The organism is Marivirga sp., from assembly GCF_051117495.1.
GTDB lineage: Bacteria > Bacteroidota > Bacteroidia > Cytophagales > Cyclobacteriaceae > Marivirga.
In genome coordinates, this window is record NZ_JBNPEF010000014.1 from 144,135 (window position 1) to 166,429 (window position 22,295).

The window sequence follows — 22,295 nt, forward strand, 5'->3', positions numbered from 1 at the left end:
AAATTCCCTGCAAATTTAAGGTTTTTATTCGCAAGGCTGAAATAAAAGATAGATTAAGAAATGGATAATTTACTGCTTACTTCCTGATGTAAAGGAATCAAATGTCTATTTATAATCGTCCATATTATGGTATCATCAATATTATCATAAGAATGTATTAACCTATTTCTCAAGCTTATAATTTGGGAGGCAAAATTTAATTGAGCTTCATCTGAAGTTTTTAAATACTTATTTACTGCTTCTCCAATAATCCCCAATTGTCTTTCAATTGCAGATTTAGTTTTATAATCATCACAATAGTCTTCAAAAGAATTAATATCTTCCATGAATGAATAAATCAGCTCAATAGAAGTGATAATATCAGACAAGTACTTTCTCTCCCTGTCCGTCATAAATTTCAACCTTAGTTTCTTCTATACTTTTTTTGAGATATGGATTTTTAAGAGAGTCCGCTGTTAATAAATCAACCTTATTAGAAAAAAAAGTCTCCAATTTGTCCCAAAGAGACATTAAAGCTTCACCCCTGTCCAAAGGATTATCAATATCCAAATGAACCAATAAATCAACGTCACTTTTTTCAAAGTCAAATTTATCAGTAATTGAGGAGCCAAAAGCATACATTTTCTCTACCTTATGTGCTTTACATATACCTTCGAAGATATCGCTATTATTCCTTATGAAATCAAATAAGTACATATTCAAATATAATGATTTTAGAATTACCGTTCAGGGGAAAATGCAAATACTTAAACCTTTATAATCTAAGGTTTTATCATCCCACCAAATTCAACATCCCCATTTTATCCATCTTTAATTTACCTTCATCATCTAATTTTCGCACAGCAGTTATTACTTTTTCTTTAGCATACCCGTCAATATTTTCTGAAAGTCTTTCAATATTCAAATGGGAATCTTTCAGGATTTGTAGTATTTTCTGCTCCAGATCTTTATCCTGATGTACTGATTTTTTTTCATTGATGCAGACATCGCATACTCCGCATTTCTCCTCTTTATATTCTCCAAAATACTGTAGTAATTTTAAAGTTCGACAGACTAAATCATTTTCAACATAATTTTTCACTGCCATCAATTTCTCATATTTGCTTTTTTTCCGTTCTTCCAGTCGCTTTTTATTCAAAGGCAACTTATTTGCATCATGACGCGCTTCCAAAAAGGTTAATTGAGGAGAATCAGATTTGGGTGAATAATCCATGACTCCTTCCTTATCTAGGTAATTCAATTGTTTTACTACCTCTTGTGGACTCATTTCAGCCATTTTGGCTATTTGCAACTCATTAATAAAAATTACTTGCTGATAAATATCCCCACCATAAATTCGCAAAACCGTTTTAATTAGCTTTTCAAATTTGGCATTAGCAATTTCATAGGCATACAAATCCTTAAAATCTAAATTGATATGCAAACCTGAAGGACGATAGAACTGCTCATTCAATTGAATAAAACCTTCTTCCTCCAACACTTTTAGCGCATGGAAAACGGGAAAAACTTCATAGTTATAATGTTGGCAAAAATCCTGAATTTCAAAATTATAGCTTTGCATTTCGCCTGAACCAATAGCAATTTTAAAATAATTAGCCAGCGACTGATAGAGCTTTTTCAGAAAATCAAATTCAGGATGAGCCAATTCATGTTTTTCTTCCATTTCCTTAAAATCCTGAGGATGATAAAGTGCAACTGCAAAAGCAGGTTTCTCATCACGCCCTGCCCTGCCCGCTTCCTGATAATAGGATTCTAGATTATCAGGCAGTTCCCAATGAATTACAGTGCGCACATCGGGCTTGTCAATGCCCATTCCAAATGCATTCGTGGCTACAATAATTCTGGTTTTATCTTTCAACCAAGCATCTTGCTTGGCATTTCGATCGGCTTGTGAAAGTCCAGCGTGATAAAAATCAGCTAAAAACCCATTTTCCTTAAGTAATTCAACAATTTCTTTTGTCCGCCTACGATTTCTAGCATATACAACAGATGTACCTCCAATTTTCCTTAAAATTTCAAAGAGCTTTGCTTCTTTATTTTCAACATTTCTTACGGAGTAAGACAAATTATCACGAGCAAAACTCTTTTGAAAAAGCTTCCCATTTTTGAAATTCAGCTTCTCCTGAATATCAATTTTAACATCCTCAGTCGCAGTGGCAGTTAAAGCAATACAAGGCAAATCAGGGAATAATTCTCGAAAGTTGGCAATCTCCAAATAAGGTGGACGGAAATCATAACCCCATTGGGAAATACAATGCGCTTCATCTATCGCTAACAGATTCAGATTCATTTTCTTCACCCTCTCCAGAAATAAATCAGTTTTCAATCTTTCTGGAGAAACGTATAGAAATTTGTAAGCTCCATGAGCCGCATTATCCAACTGTATATCAATTTCCCGATAAGTCATACCCGAATAAACTGCAGCTGCAGGAATTTTTCTTCTCTTTAATTGCTCTACCTGATCCTTCATTAAAGCGATTAGCGGTGAAATTACTAAGCATAGGCCTTCACTCATTAATGCAGGCACTTGAAAACAAATGGATTTTCCCCCGCCCGTTGGCAACAAAGCCAGCGTATCATTTCCTGAGGTTACGGAATTGATAATTTCCTCCTGCATACTTCTGAAGGCTTCATAGCCCCAGTACTTTTGGAGAACATCAATGGCTTTTGGGTTTTGCATAGAGTTTGAGAAGATAATTTATGAAATTACCAAGTTGGAGTTTCCTTATTCAAAAAGGCTGCTATTCCTTTTTTGCAATCTTCCGAAGCTCGGGCTTTGGCATTTTGCTCAGCAGCATATTGCAGACCTTCTTCTAAACCCTTTTCTTGTACTTCAGCTATCATTTGCTTGGTAAACGCCATGGATTGTCCGGAATTATTTTGAATTAATTGCTGAGCAAAATTATAAACCGTTTCTGAAAGCTTTTCGGCTTCAACCACTTCATTCACTAAACCCATTTTTTGGGCATCAATTGCCTCATATAGCTTGCCTGACAAAAGCAATTCTTTAGATTTTCCTTCTCCTATTTTTCTTAATAAAAACACTTTAACGATGGCTGGAATAAAGCCTATTTTCACTTCCGTATAGCCGAATTTTGCATGTGGAACGGTATAAGAGAAATCGCAAACCGTGGCTAAACCGCAACCTCCCGCTAAAGCATGTCCTTGAATTTCTGCAATCACTACTTTTGGGTAAGTATAAATCTCATAGAAAAGCTCTTTCAAATGATTAGAGTCTTCCAGGTTTTCTTCATAAGTATTGTCTTGTAAACCTTGAATATAAGCTAAATCAGCTCCGGCACAAAAAACTTTTCCTTCTGCCCTCAGCACAATTACTTTTGCATTATCATTATCCTTCAACTGCGCAAAAGCTTTCTTCAGCTCTCCTACAAATTCATAACTCAATGCATTCCTTTTTTCTGGTCGGTTTAAAGTGATATACCCAATTCTGTCTTTAATTTCAATTTTCGTTAATTCCATAGTCTAAAGTTTCCATTCAAAAGCACCTTCTTCCGGCACTATGTAATAATCTAAATTTTCCTCCTCAAATTTAGCTTTAAAGTTTTGAATGTTATAATAAGAATTAGAAGCATCTAGTATAATCTTCTTGGGTTTGAAAAAATCGATTAACTTTTTGGGGTTTTGCAAAGCATTATTGCTGATAATCAATAAATCTATATCAATCGGCTTTTTAAAGGTTATATTTTTATCCAATCCCTGATGCCAATGTATAATCCGTTTATCCTCCCAAATAGTTAGCTTCAAACCATTAAAATCCTCAAAAAGCTCCTTTTGATTATTGGGCTCAAAATGATCAGGATGAAAATCAGCTATTCCACCATGTAATTGACTTGGGTAAACGTGAAATCTAAGTTTATTTTTATCATTGGCCAATTCATCTTCCACTTTAAGATATTGTGAGAATCCGTTTCTGATAGCTAATGCATGATGATTTCCAGTGTCATACACTATCAATTTCTTCTCTTGAAAATTCTCATATTGACGTAAACAAATACTCGCACTCATCAAAAACAAGCTCAAAACTGTCAATTTCATATAATTTATTTTCTTCTCTGAAATGAATAAGGCAATAAAGAATATCGCAATATAAATCAGCCAGCTTTCAGCTGTATTAATGTAAATACCATCAATTGTACTATTGGGAAGGTAATCCAGACTGAAGACCAAATAATTAATGATTTGAATAAAATAATCAATTAAATAACCAATCCACTCCGCTGCCCATTCCCAAAAAGAAATAATCATTAAAAACAAACTACTGTTGAGGATGACAAATGCTGCAGGAATTACAAGTAAATTTGATAAGAAAAAATAAGTCGGGAATTGATGAAAATAAAGCAAGCCCAATGGAGCAGTGGCCAACTGAGCTGCTATGGAAACACAAGTAATGGCCCAGATTTTATCCCATAAAACAAATTTAAACTGTAATAACCCATATAATTTTGGCTGGAAAAAGACTATTCCTAATACAGCTAAATAAGACAACTGAAACCCAACTGAAAACAACAAAAATGGATTGAAACTCAACAGGACAAAAGCAGAAGCTGCCAAGGTATTGTAAATATTGGTTTGTCTTTTCATGGCTTGAGCCAAAATGATAAAGCTAAACATCATAGCTGCCCTTTGTACAGAAGGTGATAACCCCGTAATAAAGGCATATGCCCATAAAACAGATATATTGATAATAGCAAAAAAGACCCTGCCTCTTTTACGATTTCGCCACCTCTTAAGCAGAGTGGAAACAATCAAAAAGATGATCCCAACATGTAAGCCACTTACGGCTAAAACATGCATGGCACCTGCGGCAGCATAAGCATTTCGCAAATCATTATCGAGTTCATCTTTAATCCCTAAAGTTAAAGCTTTGGCAATGGCTAAAGAACGATCATTTGGAATGTATTTATTCATAATACCCTCCAAGTATTGACCTGTTTTAATGGAAGAAGCCATGACCAAATTCCCTTGTTCTTCGTCAAGCTTTAGCCATTTACCAGATTTAACATATTGCTTGTGATAGATTTGATCAAAACCTAAAAATCGCTTATAATTAAATTCTAGTGGATTTTTCGGGGGCTCTAATTCACTTATTCTTGATTTGACTAGTAATTGATCACCATATTGTAAAGCTTTTGAAAGGCTATCTTTTTGGAAATAAATCATGGCATTTCCACTATAATTTTGCCATTCATTATTAAGTAAAACTTGTTGAATTTCTACTTTAAAGCCATGCGTTTTTTCAGTGGTTTTTCCTTCATTTATCAAAATGGCTTGAAAAGCTTCAATCTCTTCTGCATTTACTTTGAGCAAATGCTTTTCATCATGCTTTTCTGATTTCCAAAAAGCATTGAGATAACCAAAAGAAAAACAGATTAAAAAAGCTAAAACAGCAAAGGAAACGGATTGAAATGTAGGAAATTGATAGCCTCTAAAAAATTGTACAGCAATATACAAAACAGCTATTCCACTAAATAAAATCAGAATAATATTAAAAAAATCAGGAAGGAAAGTGCCAGCTACTATTCCAAGTGCCATGAAAAGTACTAAACGGATAAAGGCGTATCGGTTCCAAGCTTGTTGCATATACTAAAGTAAATAACAAGCTGGAAATAGCCAATTGCTTGAACTAAAAGTTTACTAGCTGTAGAGCTTTTTAACTCTTACTACAAGAAATCTTATTGTTTAATGAGCATCAGAAGATGTCGCCATTAATCATTCATCATCTCCATCTGATAATGCATAATATTGCACTCCTCAAACTGATCGCCTACTTTCTCAAAACCAAAACGTGAATAAAGTGATACAGCAGGAATTTGTGCATGCATATACATTTTCTTGCCTGAAGCTTTCGGGTTTTCTTTGATGTTATCTATTACTGCTTGAACCAAAGCTTGCCCAACGCCTCTTCCTCTATGTGATTGCAAAACTGCAAATCTTTCCAGTTTCATTCCGTTATCGGTAAATCTCCATCTGGCCGTTCCGCAGGGAATTCCGTTCTCATCAGTAGCTATAAAATGAGTAGAAATATCTTCAAATTCATCATATTCCTCATTACGGGCAACATGCTGTTCTTTCACAAATACCTCTTCGCGTATAGCAAATATTTGTTTTAGTTCGTCTTGGGTTTCAACTACTTTTACTGATATCATTTGTGTTCTTTTTCAATCAGGGCATCATTTTTATCGTAGGCTTCTATAATTTGTTTGACTAGTTTATGTCTTACTACATCTTCACCTTTTAAATGCACGATACCAATTCCTTTAATATCCTTTAATATTTGAGTGGATTCAATCAGTCCTGATTTTTGTTTTTTAGGCAAATCAACTTGACTCATATCACCCGTGATAATAGCCTTTGAATTAGGCCCCATTCGGGTTAAGAACATTTTAATTTGCATAGGAGTAGTATTTTGCGCTTCATCCAGCAAAATGAATGCATTATGCAAAGTCCTACCCCTCATATAAGCCAAAGGAGCAATTTCAATCACCCTGTTTTCTTGATAATATTTTAATTTTTCTGCAGGCACCATATCGTCCAAGGCATCGTAAATTGGACGCAAATAGGGATCGATCTTTTCCTTCAAATCACCTGGTAGAAAACCTAAATTTTCACCTGCCTCCACCGCTGGGCGTGTTATAATAATTTTTCGTACTTCTTTATTCTTTAGGGCTTGCACTGCCATTGCAACAGAAACATAAGTTTTACCCGTACCGGCAGGGCCAATTGCAAAAACTAAATCATTTCGTCTTACCGCTTCTACTAATTTGATTTGATTAGGTGTTTTGGCTTTAATAGCATAACCCTTAGTCCCAAAAACCAAAGTTTCATCTGCATTAACATCCAGTTTTTTCTGGCTTTCTTCATGCTCCTCATTCAAATAGGTCTTCACACTGTCTTCGGTGATTTTTCCAAATTTATGGTAATGAGTGACCAATGAATGCACAATCTGATTGATTCGAATAATCTCGGGCGTACTTCCTTTTATTCTAATTTCATTTCCCCTTGAGATGATTTTAGATTTAGGAAAAGCTGATGAAAGCTCATTAATGTTACGATTTTCAACTCCTAAAAAATCCACCAGGGATACATTTTCTAAAGTGATGACTTTTTCTACCAAATGATTTTCTTATTTATGTTCTCTCAATGTGTTAGTACTGAAATTTATGTAGTTTTGTTTTTAACAAATTTAACAATAATTCGACTTTTTGTATGCCTTTGATCACTTTTCTATCAGATTTCGGTTGGCGCGACCATTATGTGGCAGCGGTAAAAGCCAAAATACTGAGTGAAGATACTAATCTTCAGGTGATTGACATATCTCATAACATTAAAAAGCATGATATCATTCATGCTGCACATGTTTTAAAATCAGTATATCAAGATTTTCCTGAAGGTAGTGTTCATTTGGTTGCGGTCAATTCCCTATCCGAACCCAATGAAGCACTGATTGCCATCGAAATCAAAAATCATTTTTTCTTAGGTAGTAATAATGGTTTGCTTAGTCTGATCAGGGAAAAAGACCCTGACAAGGTGGTGAAAATAGCTTCAGAAAAAAACTTAGAAGGTAATTTCCCTACTAAAGATATATTAGCTTCCAAAGCCGTTAAAATATTGAAATCCAAAAACTTGGATGGAATAGGCGAAGATATGAAAGTAGAGGATTTTAAAAGATATATAGTACCAAAAGTAAAAGCGACAAGGGAAATTATCCAAGGCCATGTAGTGCATATTGATGATTATGGAAATCTTATTACGGATATTCAGAAATATGATTATGATATTCTAAGCAAAGGAAAATCCGTACAAATTAAATTCAGGAATTATGCATTGACTGGAGTTCAACAGCACTATCATGAAAGTCAAGGTGGTGAAGCTTTTGCTATTTTCAATGATCAAGGTGTTTTGGAAATTGGTATTAAGCAAGGAAATGCTGCTGAGCTGCTTGGCATGGAATATAATAGCATGGTGAGTGTGAAGTTTGGGGAGTATTGAAAAGTTGGAAGTTGGAAGCTCGAAGTTTGATGGGTGTCGATCCCTAAATAGCATTGACCGTTTTGGTTTAAAATTTATGCCTATCTCAACATAAAAACTAATTCTTTGCTCCATTTCCATTTGCTGCATAACTAAATGGTATAACAACTCGAACAGGCACTGGTTCTCCCCTTTGAAAAGCAGGATACCATTTAGGCATTAAATTAATTAACCTAATTAATTCATTCTTTACAGCTTCATTTATTTGACCATCCGGTTTCATAAATTCTATATCATTAGCAGTCCCCTCTTCAGTTATGGTAAATAAAACATAGACAATTCCTGAAAGATCCTTCTCTTGTACCTTAGCAGGATATCTAAAGTTGGCAGCAAAATATGCTTTTAAATTTTCCATCCCACCAAAAAAATTGAAGGACTTTTCAACTAATGTAAAACCTGGATTCTCATTACTCTCCAACCCATCTAAGAGTTCAGAATAATACTCAGCTGAATCAAATTTCTGCAATTCTGATGGACCGTCATACTCTCCTATCCCTACATTTACTTCATTCAATTGGTAAATTGTCTCATTGAGTTCTATAGTATGGGGATTCTTTCTTGATAAAATTGTAGTTACATTTTTTTCATATGACATATGTGTAGTCACCACTGTTATCTTTCGTTTATCACTTTCTAGTTTAAAAGTTCCATCAGAACTAGAAGTGGTTCCTACGGTACTTCCTTGAATAATAATAACAGCAGATTGTATTGGTTCCCCAGTAGATTCATCTAAAATTTCACCTTCAAAAAGGTTTTGTGAGTGACTAGAAAATGATAAAAAAAATAAAACAATTAATAGTATCCGTTTATCAATCATGAAATTGGGTTTAGTTAAATCTAATATAATTTTAAAATTATTAAATTTTTAATACTTAACATAAATCTATTTTATGAAAATCATGAATTGGAAAACTACAATAAACTTTAAAAATTAAATTCAAATACCATTTCAAATAAATGACCTAGTCATTAAATGCAATAGGAGCAGCCAGTAATTGATCAGGAATACCGAATGCATCAGTAAGTGCAACGGCATCTTGACGGATTTCCCAACATAATTGATTGACCATTTTCCTTATAGCTTTGGTTTTGACTCCTTCCATATAACCTTGCTCTAAATACCAGCCTTTGTTTTGCTCTAAAGTGTGCAGGGCATATAATTGACATAATTGCTGTAATGCTTTTTTGCAAGCTGCATTTTGAGTGGTTTCAACCGCCAATTGAAAACGTTCCAACACTTTCCTTTCAATATAGGATTGACCTACATTTACTAGATGATGTTGTGCAACGTTAACAGCATCAAAGGAATCCATACCATCATCAACCAATCTTTTAATACGCTGTCCGGCTGAAGCCACTATTGCTCTTTCTCTATATTTGAATGCATTCAAATGAAATTCAAAATCCAATAAATGCTTTTCATCTGTGCTTCGAACTGTGATAGGATTCTTTTCCGTAAATGAAGTTTTAGCTTGCTTACTCAGATAATTAAAAATAGTAATAAAATTCATATCCCCCATTTCCCTTTTGAATTCCGTCAAACGACTTTTAGCAACCAACTGCATCAAGACCGTATTATCTCCTTCAAAAGTGGTATAAACATCTGTGTCGTTTTTTAGGGCATCTATCCTATTTTCTGATAGGTAAGCTTTTCCTCCACAGGCCTCTCTACATTCTTGTAATGCTTCTGTTGTAAACCATGTGCCATAAGCTTTCATTCCCGCAGCTAATGCCTCAATTTCTTGTCCCTCATCTTCTGATTTGGTTAGAAAGCGATTAGTCAAATATTTTAAAGCAAAATGGAGGGCATAACTTTTGGCCAACAGAGGCATTAATCTCCTCTGGTGCATTCTATAATTTAAGATAGGAACTTCCTCCCCACCTTCTGGACCGAATTGCCTTCTTTTATTTCCGTATCTTATAGCAATTGTCAAACCTGATTTTGTTGCTGATAAACCAGAACGAGGAATTCCGATTCTCCCTCCGACCAAAGTTCCTAGCATGGTAAAAAACCGCTTATTATCAGATGAAATAGAACTTTGGAAATTACCATCCTCATCAACCGAAGCAAATTTATCGAGCATACCCTCTTTTGGAATTACTACTTTATTAAAAGCAATCAATCCATTATCAACCCCATTTAAGCCCATTTTAGGGCCGCAATCTTCAATCTCTACACCAGGATGTAGCTCTCCTGATTTATTTCTTAACGGAACAACAAATGAATTCACCCCATAATCTTCTCCGTCAATAATCAATTTGGCAAAAACCGTGGCTTTTTGTCCATGCAAGGCCGCATTTCCAATATATTCCTTTCTGGCATTTTGATGGGGAGTTTGGATGGTAAAAGTTTTATCCTGATGGTTATAAGTAGCAGTGGTTTCAATCCCCCTCACATTGGAACCATGATTGGTTTCCGTCATAGCAAAACATCCTGGAAGCTCCAAAGTGCCAATATGCTTTAAATATTTTTGATGATGTTTTTCAGTTCCTAAGAAATAAATGCTCATTCCCCAAAGCCCGAATTGTACGCCAAATTTAATGACCATACTTAAATCATGATAGCTCAACGTTTCCATGATGGTGAAATAGCCTTCCATATCAGCCCTGCCACCAAATTCTCTTGGAAAAGCCCAAGAACCGTAGCCTTCTTTAGCTAATAATTTACACCATTCTAAAACTTGTGCTCTTTGATCAGCTATTTTTTCATGCTGATGATAAGCAAATTCAGGTTTAGTTAAAGTGTTTTTTACTTTTTGAATCAATTCTATTTTGGAACCATCCAAGACTTCTTGCATCAATTTTGGATCAAAAGAAGATTTTGATTGTTGCTCGGATGTAATAGTGGAATGACTATCCTCAAATCGGTAAGCTGCTTCATTAAAAATTAAGCCTAATTCCGTTTCAGCTTTTTGAAATGCTTCTTGATCCTTTTCAGATATTTTTAATTCATGCCCATTTTGATTGGCCTTTACCAATTGTATTCCAAGGGTGGTTAAGTTTTTTAGATTTTGAGGCTTGATAAATTGGATCTGGTTTTTCCAGCTTTTCAGTTCTTGGGCTGTCGGCTTTTGATTGGGATTCAAATACTGCTCCAATATATCGGCTTCCTCTTTTTTCAACCATGGCTGAGCTTTAATCAATTTTTTCATGATTTTAATATCAGTCTCAGTGAGATTAAAATCTTCCCACAGCGTGAAATAGAAAGGTAAGAATATGTAAAGATTAGGGTTTTGTGAAAATAAGATAGAATTCAGCATGGGCTCTATTAATTTAGAAAATCAAAAGAATAAACGTATAAGATTAGGCATAGTTTAGACAGCTCCTTAAGCCACAATGGGGAAATTAGGTCTGTGCTTTAGATTCAGAAAGAAATTTAAGCTTGTCAAGCAGTAAGGTCGCTCTTACAGAGCTTAGGTTATACTAACAGATTGATGTTACCATAAGTTGGCTCCGATGGAGCCATATATATATATATAAAGGTTTAGTTACCTTAATCTTAAATATATCTTTTCTCGAGTGAATGAACTAATTAGAATTGAAAAATTTATCCTTAGTTCCAGAGAAACTAACTTATGGTAATAATAAGTCAATAAAATATCTGTAAGTTCCGTAGGAACGACCTTATATTTTTAGCCTTGCAGAGCAATACTGAATTCAAACAAGTTAATTTCCGATTAGCACTTCCATATAGAATCCCTACTCACAATACTGCCTTATATAATAATTCACACTATCATCACCCATATTTTTAGCCCTGTTCCAATCGTCACAAGCTTTAATATCATCTTCCAACTGGTAATAAATATTTCCTCTCAATTTGTAGAATGAAGCATCCTCTGAATTTAATTCAATGGCTTTATTCAAGTCTTTCAAGGCTGGTTGATAATTCTCTAGTACAGCTTTTACATTTCCTCTGTAATAATAAGCGGAAGCATCCTCTGGATTTAGCTGCACCACTTTGTCATAATCCTGTAAAGCTCCTTCCCAATTTTCAGTTTCCTCGCGTAAAATAGCTCTGTTGTAATAAGCATCGGTGTTTTCTGGCTCTAAAGTAATGGCTTTTGAGTAGTCCTCCGCTGCAAGGCGAACATCGCCTAAATACAGAAAGCATTGGGCTCGGTATAAATAAATACTCGGATTTGAAGGATTTGCTTCTGCCGCCCGATTGAAATCATCTAATGCCGCTTGGTAATCTTCTAATTCCAAATAAGCTCTACCCCGCTTGAAATAGGAGTCTGATTTTATGACATCAGCTTGTATAGCTCTTTCAAAATAGGAAATAGCCCCCACCCAATCCTCTAAAGCATAATAGGATTCCGCCTTAATATAAAATGCATTGGGATTCCCCTCGCCTAAATCTTCTAGCTTATCTACATCCTCAATTACTCCAACATAATTTTTTTGTTCATATCTAGCTGAAGCTCTGTTTTCGTAAGCTCTGGCATATTCACTGTCAGTAGCTATAGCTTTATCATAATCTTCTACTGCTGGTTCCAATTTCCCTGTAAGTTGTTTGGCCTTACCTCGATTATTAAAATAAACAGCTTCCTTAATTCCACCATCAATCGCAGTATTATAATCACTTATAGCACCCGACAAATCCTCTAAACGAAATTTAGTATTTCCACGCAAGGCAAAAGCCTCATAATTCTCCTTATTAGATGCTATGGTCGTGTTGAAATCTTCCAATGCTTTTTTCCAATTATCTAAAGCATAATGAGTTTTCGCTCTTAAGAAATAGAGTTGATCTGCATTACTTCCATATTCATCTGCCTTATTAAAATCTGATAATGCAATTTCATATTCCTCCTTTTGAAAATTAATTTCCCCTCTATTAAAATAGGTTTCCGGATGTTCATCACCAAATGTAACTGCTTGATTTAAATCATTGTACGCATTATCCAATTCACCTAATTTATAATAGGCGTTACCTCTCCCGTAAAACACATCCGAAGATTGATTTCCAGTTTGAAAAGCTTGTGTCATCATTTCAATTGTATGTGGATAATTTTCTAAATTATAGTAGCATAACCCCAACCTGACAAAAGTATCATTGTCTGTTTGCCCTAATTCGGTTGCTTTATTTAAATCATTGAGCGCTTCTTGATAAGCTTCCATTTCAAAATAGGCATTTCCTCTATTTAATATGGCTTGTCCGTAATTTTCATCCACAGAAAGGGATTGATTATAATCCAAAATGGCTTGCTCGAATTGATCCAATTTAGCTTTTGCTTTCCCTCGATTATTATAAATAATGGCATCCCTCTGGCCCAACCCTATTGCTTCATCATAGGATTTAATGGCATCTTTATATCTATCTTCTCTAAAAAGAGTATTGGCATAATGATAATGTGTTTTAGTATTTTGCGTACCCAAAGCAATTGCCCTTTGCAAAAATTTACTGGCTTCCTCATATTGTTTCCCCTCATAAAGTGCATTCCCTAAATTCTCAATTACTTTTTTATCAGAAACACCTTTATCAACCGCTTTGGTTAATTGTTCAGCGGATTGCCTAAAATTCTCCATCTCAAAAAAAGCATTTCCCATTTTGGCATATAAATCACCATCATTAATACCCCCTTCTTCTGCTTTCTGAAAATCACTGACTGCTTGTCTGTATTCTTCTCTTTCATACAAAATATTCCCTTTGAAATAGAACAACTCTGCATTTTTAATACCGCCACTAATGGCAGACTGCATATTTTCCAGAGCTTTATCTTTTTGCTCGGTTTTGTAATAAGCTAATCCTAGCATTTCTGCTACCTCAGGACTTTTCTTCTCAGTTTTTTCTAAATCAGCTATGGCAGATGAATATTTTTTTTGTTGATAATATGCTGTTCCTCTATTTAGTAAGGCTTGATCATAATTAGGTTCTTGAGCTAGAGCCAAATCATAATCTGAGATGGCCTCTGAAATTTTATCTTGTAAAAATTTAGCTTTACCCCTATTGTTATAAATAATAGCTTCTTTTGCGCCTAAACTTATTGCTTTGTCATAAGACTCTACTGCTTTGATTAAATTTTGGGCACGGAAATATAAATCCCCCAAAGTGGAATATACCGTTGTATTTTCACTTCCTTTTTGGGAGGCTTTAGATAAGTCGGATATGGCAGGATCTGCAGATTTCAATTCATTATGAGCCAATCCTCTTTTTTCATAAAGGGTAAGACTGCTTTCTCCTTGTTCTTCCGCTTTGGTTAAAGCATCCGTTGCGTTTTTATAATTCCCTTCTTCAAATTGTGACTGTCCCAACGCAAAATAAACCGATTGATTGTTGATACCGCCTTGAATAGCTGTATTTAACGCCCTCGATGCTTCCTCATAATTCTCTACTTTAAAATAAGATAGCCCCATCAATTCATAATTTTCACCTGACCTGTCACCCGCTTGTAGAGCTTGTTTAAGATTTTCAATAGCTGAGTTGAAATCACTTTTATTGTAATAAGCCTTACCTAATCCAGAAAATAGACCGGCTTCTTTTATACCACCATCTTTGGCTTTTTGTAAGGATGAGATCGCTTGATCCCAATTTTTATCTTCTAATGCCAAATATCCTTGGTACAGAAATAGTCTTTCTCCATTAGCTCCTGAGGACATTGCCCTTTCAATATTAATTTTGGCTTCCTGAGTATTACCTGTTTCATATAATAGAATAGCATATTGCTCAAATACCTCAGGGGATTTTGCTCCGGCTGCAATGGCTTTTTTGAAATAAGCTATAGCTCCTTCGTTCCTATTTAAAAGCTTACTTGCCATGGCTGCATTCTTGAAAAGACTGCTGTCACTGATTTCAAAAGAAATTGCTCTTTCCAAATTGGACAGTGCCTCCTCGTAAGTTCCTTTTTCAAATTGAGCAGTACCCAATAGCTGGAATATTCTACCATCGTTTGCTCCTCTTTGTACTGCCGCATTGAAATCGGTAATCGCTTTATCCGAATCCCCTACTTTCAAATGAGCCATTCCTCTTTTTCTAAAAATTTCCGCCTCATTTTTCCCACTATTGATGGCTTTATCAAAATTTATGATGGCTTTGGAGTGATTTTCAGCATTAAGATAAGCTTCTGCCAATTGTAAAAATATATCAGCATCATTTGTACCTTCTTGAATGGCTTTTTCGTAATCTTGGATGGCATTTTCCCAATTTTCTATTTTGTAATATGCTGCGCCCCTATTTTCCAAGGCTGTTTGATAATTAGCCTTTAAACCCAAAGAGGTAGAATAATCCGCAATGGCCGTTTCATATTTTTCGGTCAAAAATTTGGCTTTCCCCCTATTGTTAAAAAGCACTTCTGATTCATAGCCTAATTTCTCTGCTTTGTCGTAAGCTTCAATTGCTTTGACATAAGCATCGTTTTTAAAATGTGCATTCCCCAAATAAAAGCTGGCTTGTGGGTCTTCATATTTTAATTCACTTGCTTTTTCCAAATCAGGAATGGCTTGGCTGATTTGATCTAATTCATAATGAGCAATACCTTTATAAGCATGCCATTTGGCTTCATTCACTTTATCATCTTGCCCTTGAGCAAAATCATTAATGGCTTCGGTATATTTCTTTTGTTCAAAATAAGCAAATGCCCTAATGGAATAAGCCCTAGGACTCGATTTGATTTTTAAAGCATTGCTCAAATTACTGATGGTTTGATCATATTTTTCGGCTTCAAATGCAGAATACCCAGCCATTTTCCATGCAAAATCATCTCTCGGATTATCATTGGCGAATTGTTCAAATGCACCCAAAGCTTTGGACCAATCTTTATCAGCATAGGCCTTTAAGGCTGAAAATAAATTGGCATTGGCCTTAATTTTTTGTGCAAAATTGGAAAAACCATTAGTGATTGAATTAGCCTTATCCAATCTGCCTAAATCAATAACCACCGCTCCGTTTACACCTTGAGCCTCGTTTAGAATGAGTCCTTCAATATTATTACCTGAAACCACAACAGCACCTATAGCCGATTTACTCAGGTTATCAGGAATTACGGCAAAAGTTCCATATCCTTCAATCACAGAAGATTGAGAAATATTTGATTCACTGGATTTAGTTTTTTGAATTTCAGTTGTTTGTAAAAGCTTAATTGTGTTGCCCTCCTCTAGTTTTCCAGTACTGATAGAGGCTTTTTGAAATTTGGTAGTCAAATTATTATCAACTGCAAATTTCACTAAACCAGTAGCAGGATCATGGGCATTGAATGTGGATATATTATGTATGCTACTGTCCATAGTAAAAACCTTGGCACTAGTAGCCCCAATAAATAAATTCTGATGAGTAACCCCTGTTCCTTGCCCGTCTAAAATGATAGCTGTTCCTTTTTGTAAAGCTTGACCTGAATTATCATAAGTTTGAACGAAATATAAACTCTGTTCTACCTGAGAGAAAACAGCAAAAGTGCTTAAAGAAAAAATGAATGCGAATATATATCTGTAAATTTTCACCATAAATCATTGATTTAAAAAGATTGACGAAAATTATTGAATTTTTGGCGCTTATGGAAGAAAATAACCGCTTTAGTTATACATCTTGCTAAAAGAATCTCAGTTGAGTATATTGAGTCCAAAATTAAATAATCAAACTATGAAAAACACATACCAATATTTTTTAAGCATTTTGCTTTTACTTTTTATAGCTGCTTGCGATCCAACTACAAGAGAGCCTGCCGAAGAAAGAGAAGTCAAAACAGAGGAAAAAGAAGTAAAACAAGGCCCAATCAGCTTGGTGATACACGGGGGAGCTGGCACTATCAAACGTGAAAATATGACAGAGGAGCAAGATGCGGAATACAGAGCAAAACTATCTGAAGCTTTAGAGGCAGGCTATGCTAAGCTGGAATCAGGAGCGCCTGCATTGGATGCCGTGATCGCAGCTATCCAGATTATGGAGGAATCCCCACTTTTCAATGCAGGCAAAGGAGCAGTTTTTACAAATGAAGGTAAAAATGAACTAGACGCAGCTGTTATGGATGGGAAAACCAGAAATGCCGGTGCAGTAGCTGGGGTTTCTACTATCAAAAGTCCAATTTTAGCTGCCCTTTCGGTAATGAACAACAGTCCACATGTAATGATGTCAGGGAAAGGAGCTGAGCAATTTGCAGCCGAACAAGGATTGGAATTAGTTGACCCTGAGTATTTTTTCACTCAAAGCAGATATGATGCATTACAAAGAGTGAAGAAAAGAGAAGAGGAAAAAGATAGAAGCGCAGCTTTATTGGATTTCCCTGATAGTAAGTTCGGAACCGTGGGCTGTGTGGCTTTGGATAAAGATGGAAATATAGCAGCCGGTACTTCAACAGGAGGAATGACTAACAAAAGATATGGAAGAATAGGAGATGCTCCCATAATTGCCGCTGGAACTTATGCTGACAATGCAACTTGTGGAGTTTCTGCTACCGGACATGGAGAATATTTCATCCGTTCTGTAGTGGCTTATGATGTAGCCGCTAAAATGAAATATGCAGGCATGAGCTTGGATGCTGCTGCAAATAAAATCGTCTATGAAGAATTAGTTGAATTTGGTGGTTCTGGGGGCTTTATAGCATTAGATAGAGCTGGAAATATTACCATGCCTTTCAATACTTCAGGAATGTACAGAGGCTATATGAATGAAAAAAATTCCCCTAAAGTATTTATCTATAAAGACGAAGAATAAAAGTTTAGCAAAATATCGATTGAATTTGAAGCCATATCTGATTTTTTGGGTATGGCTTTTTTTTGAGAAAAAATAAAAACAGAAGTTTTATTCATCTAATTTTATTACTAACGTATTTAACTTTTCATGTAAAATTCTTGTTGAATCTATGTTCATCTTATTATAACAATCATTAAACAAAAATGCATTTTCCAAAGATACAAGCTTTAAATTTTGGTAAAATGCACAAACTAGATTATGTTAACAATGACAAACAAGAATTCAATAAAAAATTACAAAAAGGGCTTAATTTTAAATAAATAAACTTGAATGAGATGAATCAATTTTGAATAACTTATGAATTGTATAAAATTAATCTTAAGGTTATCTTAAATAATGTGAATTGATTATCAAATATTAAATGTACTATTCTAATATTTAAAAATTAAAATGATTAAAATTATCCAAGTTGAATACTTTCGTCTAAAAAGTGACTTTAAATGACATATTTACTTGGATTTAGGCTACCTTGTAGTATTAACGATTATTTATGAACAAGAACACAGTAAAATTTAACGCAAACGACAATCCGGAATTTGTAAGTACATTAAGAAAAAGAGTAAAAGAATATTTCAAGGATAACAATATATCCAAATATGCCAACAATGCGATGAGAGTAAAAACTGTTTTCATGCTTTTGTTGTATTTCATCCCTTTAGCATTTTTGCTAAGTGGTGTAGTGAGTAGCTTTGCAGTTGCATTTCCGCTTTATATCATTATGGGCTTTGGAATGGCAGGAATTGGATTATGCGTGATGCACGATGCTAATCATGGAGTGTATTCCAAAAATAATAAGGTCAACAAAGCTTTAGGCTTTACAGCCAACTTCCTTGGTGCTTATCATATTAACTGGAAAATACAACATAATGTATTACATCATTCCTTCACCAATATTGATGAGTATGATGAAGATATTGATAAAAAAGGAATTATTAGATTTTCTCCTCATCAAGAACGCAAGGGTATTTTTAAATTTCAAGCTTACTATGCCCCTCTTCTTTATGGATTGATGACATTCTATTGGCTAATAGCCAAAGATATTGATCAACTAATTAGTTATAATAAAAGAGGGCTATTAAAGGGTCAAAGTTTGACTTTCAAGAAAGCTTTAGGCTTAATGCTATTTAATAAAACATGGTATGTAGCCCTAACATTAGTAGCGCCAATTTTGATCACTGGGATAGTTTGGTGGCAAGTCATTTTAGCCTTTCTATTAATGCAATTTATTAGTGGTCTTGTATTGGCATTGGTTTTCCAACCCGCACATGTTATTACTGAAACTGACTTTTATCAAGTGGACGAAAATGGCAGTGTAGAAAATAACTGGGCAGTTCATCAAATGCGTACTACCTCTAATTTCGGAAATTCTTCAAAATGGTTTTCTTGGATAGTAGGAGGATTAAATCATCAGATTGAACACCACTTATTCCCCAATATTTGTCATATTCATTATGATAAAATTGCGCCAATAGTGAAGAAAACAGCTGCAGAATATGGTGTTCCTTATCATCACCATAAATCTTTTGGTGTGGCACTGAAAAGCCATTTTTCTCTCTTAAATCAACTAGGAACTGGAAGTTATGATAAAAAGGTTAAGGAAATAAAAACTGCCCCTATTCCAGCGGTAGCATAATCCATTTCTAAATCGAAATTAAATTATATCTGAAATCCGTGATTTTAAGAAGGGCAAGACCTCTGCTTTGAACCACGGATTTTTACTTTGCCATATATTGTTTCTTGGAGATGGATGAGGTAGCGGTAAATATTCTGGCCTATACTCTTCAAAAGATTGCACTGTTTTAGTCAGAGATGATTTAGCTTGTTTCCCTAAATAAAAACCCTGTGCATATTTCCCCAACAGTAAGGTCAATTTTACTTCGGTCATAGCCTGGAATAATCTTTTATGCCAAAGTGGGGCACAGATTTTCATGGGTGCTAGATCACCAGATTTCCCTGTTCCAGGATAACATAAGCCCATAGGAATTAAAGCAAAAACCTCCTCATCATAAAACTGATTCTTGTCCACTCCCATCCAATTCCTTAAATTATCTCCACTTTTGTCATCCCAAGGAATCCCAGATTGATGAACAGCAATACCTGGCGCTTGACCAATAATGGCTATTTTACTTTGCGAAGATGCCTGCACTATAGGATTGGCTCCCATAGGCAGATCAGCAAGGCATTCTGTGCAGTTTCTTATATCATGAAGTAAATCATGCATACATCAATTCACATCCCTTTTAGCTATTAAATAATAATTCAATCCGACACTGATCGCTAACCAAGCCAATGCAATTAAGGCACTACTTAATTTCACAAAATCCTGAATTTCCATAAAGACATAACGCTGAAAAGGAATTTCAATCAAATTGTTTACAGCATGGATCGGGAAAAGGGTAATTAACCAGTAATCATCAAACTTATAATTCAATATTCCAACCACAGCTGGCTCTAAGAAGATAGCATAGAAACATAAGCCTATAATCGCAAAGCCGGCTTTTTTCATTAGCACGGAAATCAACATTGCTAGATTCAGAAAGGTTACTAGTTCAAGAAAATGAGCCAGTAGAAATTCCATGTCCATCATATATAAACTAAAACTGAACCCTGAACCATAGAACAGTCCCATTAAGGTTCCCGATAACCAAATAACCAACATATTAAAAAGGGTAAAAGCAAAAATCATAGTTTGCTTAGCCAATAAAAATTCAGTTGGCGACATTCCATCTATGATGTTCTGCCGAATTGTTCTATAGGAATATTCATTAGTAACCGAAATGATTACAATAAAGGCTAAGAAAAACTTGAGATATGATGCTAAATAGGTCAGATTCTGCCACACATCAGGGAAATTATAAAATGGGATGATATCAGGACTAATTCCTTGAAATTCTGCTCCCATACTTGTCATCCATGAAAGGAGTAGTTTTACACTACTTAAAATCAGTAGTAATAGCAAAAAGTAAAGCGAAGCAAGCCTAATAAAAGTCTTATAATTTTTAAGCTTCAACCATTCTATTTGTAAATATTTTAATATCATGACTCAGCGGATAAAAGTTGTAAAAATTGTTTCTCCAGAGATTTATTAATGTAAGCTAAATGGGTTAACACAATACCCTTATCAATTAAAAATTGGTGAAATTCCTGAATCGGACTTTCATTTGATAGTTGCACTTCCAATCTTCCCAAATTATTGAGTTTCATATCTACAAAAGATGGATAACTACCTACTACGGATTTCAAAGTTTCTAAATCTTCCGCTAATAACTCTACTCCCTCATTGCCCATCAAGCTTTCAGCGACTGTACCTTGAAATATTTTCTCTCCTTGTTTCAGAACAGCAAAATGAGTACATACTTTCTGAACCTCATCCAATAAATGACTTGCTAAAATGATGGTTTTTCCTTGCTCGGCAATATTAACGATTAGTTCTCTGATTTCTGCAATTCCTTGGGGATCTAAACCATTGGTAGGCTCATCCAAAATCAAAACTTCTGGGTCAGAAAGCAAGGCCGAAGCAATGGCTAATCTTTGTTTCATACCGAGTGAATAAGTTTTAAAAGGAGATTTAGCTCTTTGAGCCAATCCCACCTGCTCCAAAACTTCCATGATTCTGCTTTCGGGTACTTCCTTAATTTTGCAGACTATCTTTAAATTTTGAATCCCTGAGAGATAAGGATAAAAAGTAGGGCTTTCTAAAATAGCGCCCAGTCTTCTTCTTTGAGCTGCAGTTGGTTCTTCTCCAAACCATTTATACATGCCAGAATCCTTTTGCACAACACCTAAAAGAATTCCTAAGGTTGTACTTTTACCACTTCCGTTGGGGCCTAAAAGCCCAAAAACTGTTCCTTTTTCAACTTTGAGTTCAAGATTATTAACTGCCTGAATATTTCCATATCGCTTATTCAGACCTGAAATCTCTAATATATTTTCGGCCATAAATCTATTCTTCAGTGCTTTCAGATTGTTTCTCAGTGGAATCACCATTCATTTCCTTATGCATTTTTCTCATCTTCTCTCTATGTTCCTTTTGCTTTTCTTTGTCTTGAATAAAATCGCCAATAGGGCCTAAATCTAAATCCGCTTTCATTAAAGCTGGAACTTGTGAAATATCGAATGTTCCTTCCAGAAAACCAACAAAAAGACCGTCCTTGGTGTCAGCAGAAGCAAAGAGAATATCTTCCCTGCCTTCTGGAGCTTTAATTTCAATATCCGCATTTTCCATTCTAGCAGAAAATATAGATTCCCAATCGTTGAAATCTTGCTGGCTTTTCCATTCAGCATAATCCGCTTTTTTAGATTCCTTATCCCATTTTAGCTGTAATACGTGCAGTTTTTGAATACCTTTTGTTGCCTCAGCAAAATTAGGATCATTTTTGGTATTAATCATTTTCAAATTGCTAGGATAAAGATTAATGTTTAAGGTATGGATATCCTTTTCTTGAAGACTTTTAAGTGGATCTTCAATTTTCTTCTCACAAGCAGAAAAAATAAGAATGCTTAGTATAGATAGAATTAAAATTCGCATGGTCAAATTAGTTTAAATGAAAAAAGCAAGGTA

Annotated in this window: 17 protein-coding genes; 3 read left to right on the forward strand and 14 right to left on the reverse strand. The window is 35.0% G+C overall.

Features of this window, described 5'->3' with window-relative positions; genetic code table 11:
- Positions 1 to 53 precede the first annotated feature (53 nt).
- From ACFE0M_RS08235 to ACFE0M_RS08265, 7 genes are all read right to left on the reverse strand, one after another.
- A complete protein-coding gene (locus tag ACFE0M_RS08235; RefSeq protein ID WP_434545280.1) occupies positions 54 to 392 on the reverse strand; it encodes a HepT-like ribonuclease domain-containing protein in 339 nt (112 codons plus the stop codon).
- Positions 361 to 696, reverse strand: a complete 336-nt coding sequence (locus ACFE0M_RS08240) for a nucleotidyltransferase family protein (RefSeq protein WP_434545281.1) — start codon at positions 694 to 696, stop codon at positions 361 to 363. The genes ACFE0M_RS08235 and ACFE0M_RS08240 overlap by 32 nt, the downstream gene beginning before the upstream one ends.
- Before the next feature lie 76 nt (positions 697 to 772).
- Positions 773 to 2,680 (reverse strand): RecQ family ATP-dependent DNA helicase, encoded by a 1,908-nt coding sequence (locus tag ACFE0M_RS08245; protein WP_434545282.1) that lies wholly within the window; start codon positions 2,678 to 2,680, stop codon positions 773 to 775.
- Between the two features lie 26 nt (positions 2,681 to 2,706).
- The gene (locus ACFE0M_RS08250) at positions 2,707 to 3,480 is read right to left on the reverse strand and encodes an enoyl-CoA hydratase/isomerase family protein (RefSeq protein WP_434545283.1); all 774 of its coding nucleotides are present in this window, start codon (positions 3,478 to 3,480) and stop codon (positions 2,707 to 2,709) included.
- A gap of 3 nt (positions 3,481 to 3,483) precedes the next feature.
- Entirely contained in the window at positions 3,484 to 5,601 is a 2,118-nt protein-coding gene (locus ACFE0M_RS08255; RefSeq protein WP_434545284.1) for a ComEC/Rec2 family competence protein, read from the reverse strand.
- Positions 5,602 to 5,726: 125 nt separating this feature from the next.
- Positions 5,727 to 6,167, reverse strand: a complete 441-nt coding sequence (locus ACFE0M_RS08260; RefSeq protein WP_434545285.1) for a GNAT family N-acetyltransferase — start codon at positions 6,165 to 6,167, stop codon at positions 5,727 to 5,729.
- Entirely contained in the window at positions 6,164 to 7,135 is a 972-nt protein-coding gene (locus ACFE0M_RS08265) for a PhoH family protein (protein ID WP_434545286.1), read from the reverse strand. Before ACFE0M_RS08265 ends, ACFE0M_RS08260 begins: the two co-directional genes overlap by 4 nt.
- 92 nt (positions 7,136 to 7,227) lie before the next feature.
- Between ACFE0M_RS08265 and ACFE0M_RS08270 the strand changes: the two genes are divergently transcribed.
- Positions 7,228 to 8,010 carry an SAM hydrolase/SAM-dependent halogenase family protein gene (locus tag ACFE0M_RS08270; protein WP_434545287.1) on the forward strand — a complete coding sequence of 261 codons (783 nt, stop codon included), beginning with the start codon at positions 7,228 to 7,230 and terminating at the stop codon, positions 8,008 to 8,010.
- Between the two features lie 97 nt (positions 8,011 to 8,107).
- On the opposite strand, the gene ACFE0M_RS08275 is transcribed toward ACFE0M_RS08270, so the two are convergent.
- The 3 genes from ACFE0M_RS08275 to ACFE0M_RS08285 form a co-directional block, all read right to left on the reverse strand.
- Entirely contained in the window at positions 8,108 to 8,866 is a 759-nt protein-coding gene (locus ACFE0M_RS08275) for a carboxypeptidase-like regulatory domain-containing protein (RefSeq protein WP_434545288.1), read from the reverse strand.
- Positions 8,867 to 9,011: 145 nt separating this feature from the next.
- Positions 9,012 to 11,201: an acyl-CoA dehydrogenase family protein gene (locus tag ACFE0M_RS08280; protein WP_434545289.1), complete on the reverse strand. Its 2,190-nt coding sequence runs from the start codon at positions 11,199 to 11,201 to the stop codon at positions 9,012 to 9,014.
- A gap of 547 nt (positions 11,202 to 11,748) precedes the next feature.
- Entirely contained in the window at positions 11,749 to 16,488 is a 4,740-nt protein-coding gene (locus ACFE0M_RS08285) for a tetratricopeptide repeat protein (RefSeq protein WP_434545290.1), read from the reverse strand.
- Between the two features lie 136 nt (positions 16,489 to 16,624).
- Here ACFE0M_RS08285 and ACFE0M_RS08290 point away from each other — a divergent pair, with 136 nt between their 5' ends.
- Entirely contained in the window at positions 16,625 to 17,695 is a 1,071-nt protein-coding gene (locus tag ACFE0M_RS08290; protein ID WP_434545291.1) for an isoaspartyl peptidase/L-asparaginase family protein, read from the forward strand.
- Positions 17,696 to 18,224: 529 nt separating this feature from the next.
- Positions 18,225 to 19,367, forward strand: coding sequence for a fatty acid desaturase family protein (locus ACFE0M_RS08295; RefSeq protein WP_434545292.1), 1,143 nt, complete (start codon positions 18,225 to 18,227; stop codon positions 19,365 to 19,367).
- A gap of 18 nt (positions 19,368 to 19,385) precedes the next feature.
- On the opposite strand, the gene ACFE0M_RS08300 is transcribed toward ACFE0M_RS08295, so the two are convergent.
- From ACFE0M_RS08300 to ACFE0M_RS08315, 4 genes are read right to left on the reverse strand one after another with little or no spacing between them, the layout of a single operon-like run.
- Positions 19,386 to 19,955, reverse strand: a complete 570-nt coding sequence (locus ACFE0M_RS08300) for a uracil-DNA glycosylase family protein (protein WP_434545293.1) — start codon at positions 19,953 to 19,955, stop codon at positions 19,386 to 19,388.
- Between the two features lie 3 nt (positions 19,956 to 19,958).
- Positions 19,959 to 20,774, reverse strand: a complete 816-nt coding sequence (locus ACFE0M_RS08305; protein ID WP_434545294.1) for a hypothetical protein — start codon at positions 20,772 to 20,774, stop codon at positions 19,959 to 19,961.
- A complete protein-coding gene (locus tag ACFE0M_RS08310) occupies positions 20,771 to 21,673 on the reverse strand; it encodes an ABC transporter ATP-binding protein (protein ID WP_434545295.1) in 903 nt (300 codons plus the stop codon). The genes ACFE0M_RS08305 and ACFE0M_RS08310 overlap by 4 nt, the downstream gene beginning before the upstream one ends.
- A gap of 4 nt (positions 21,674 to 21,677) precedes the next feature.
- Positions 21,678 to 22,262: a DUF4252 domain-containing protein gene (locus ACFE0M_RS08315; RefSeq protein WP_434545296.1), complete on the reverse strand. Its 585-nt coding sequence runs from the start codon at positions 22,260 to 22,262 to the stop codon at positions 21,678 to 21,680.
- Positions 22,263 to 22,295: the final 33 nt, after the last annotated feature.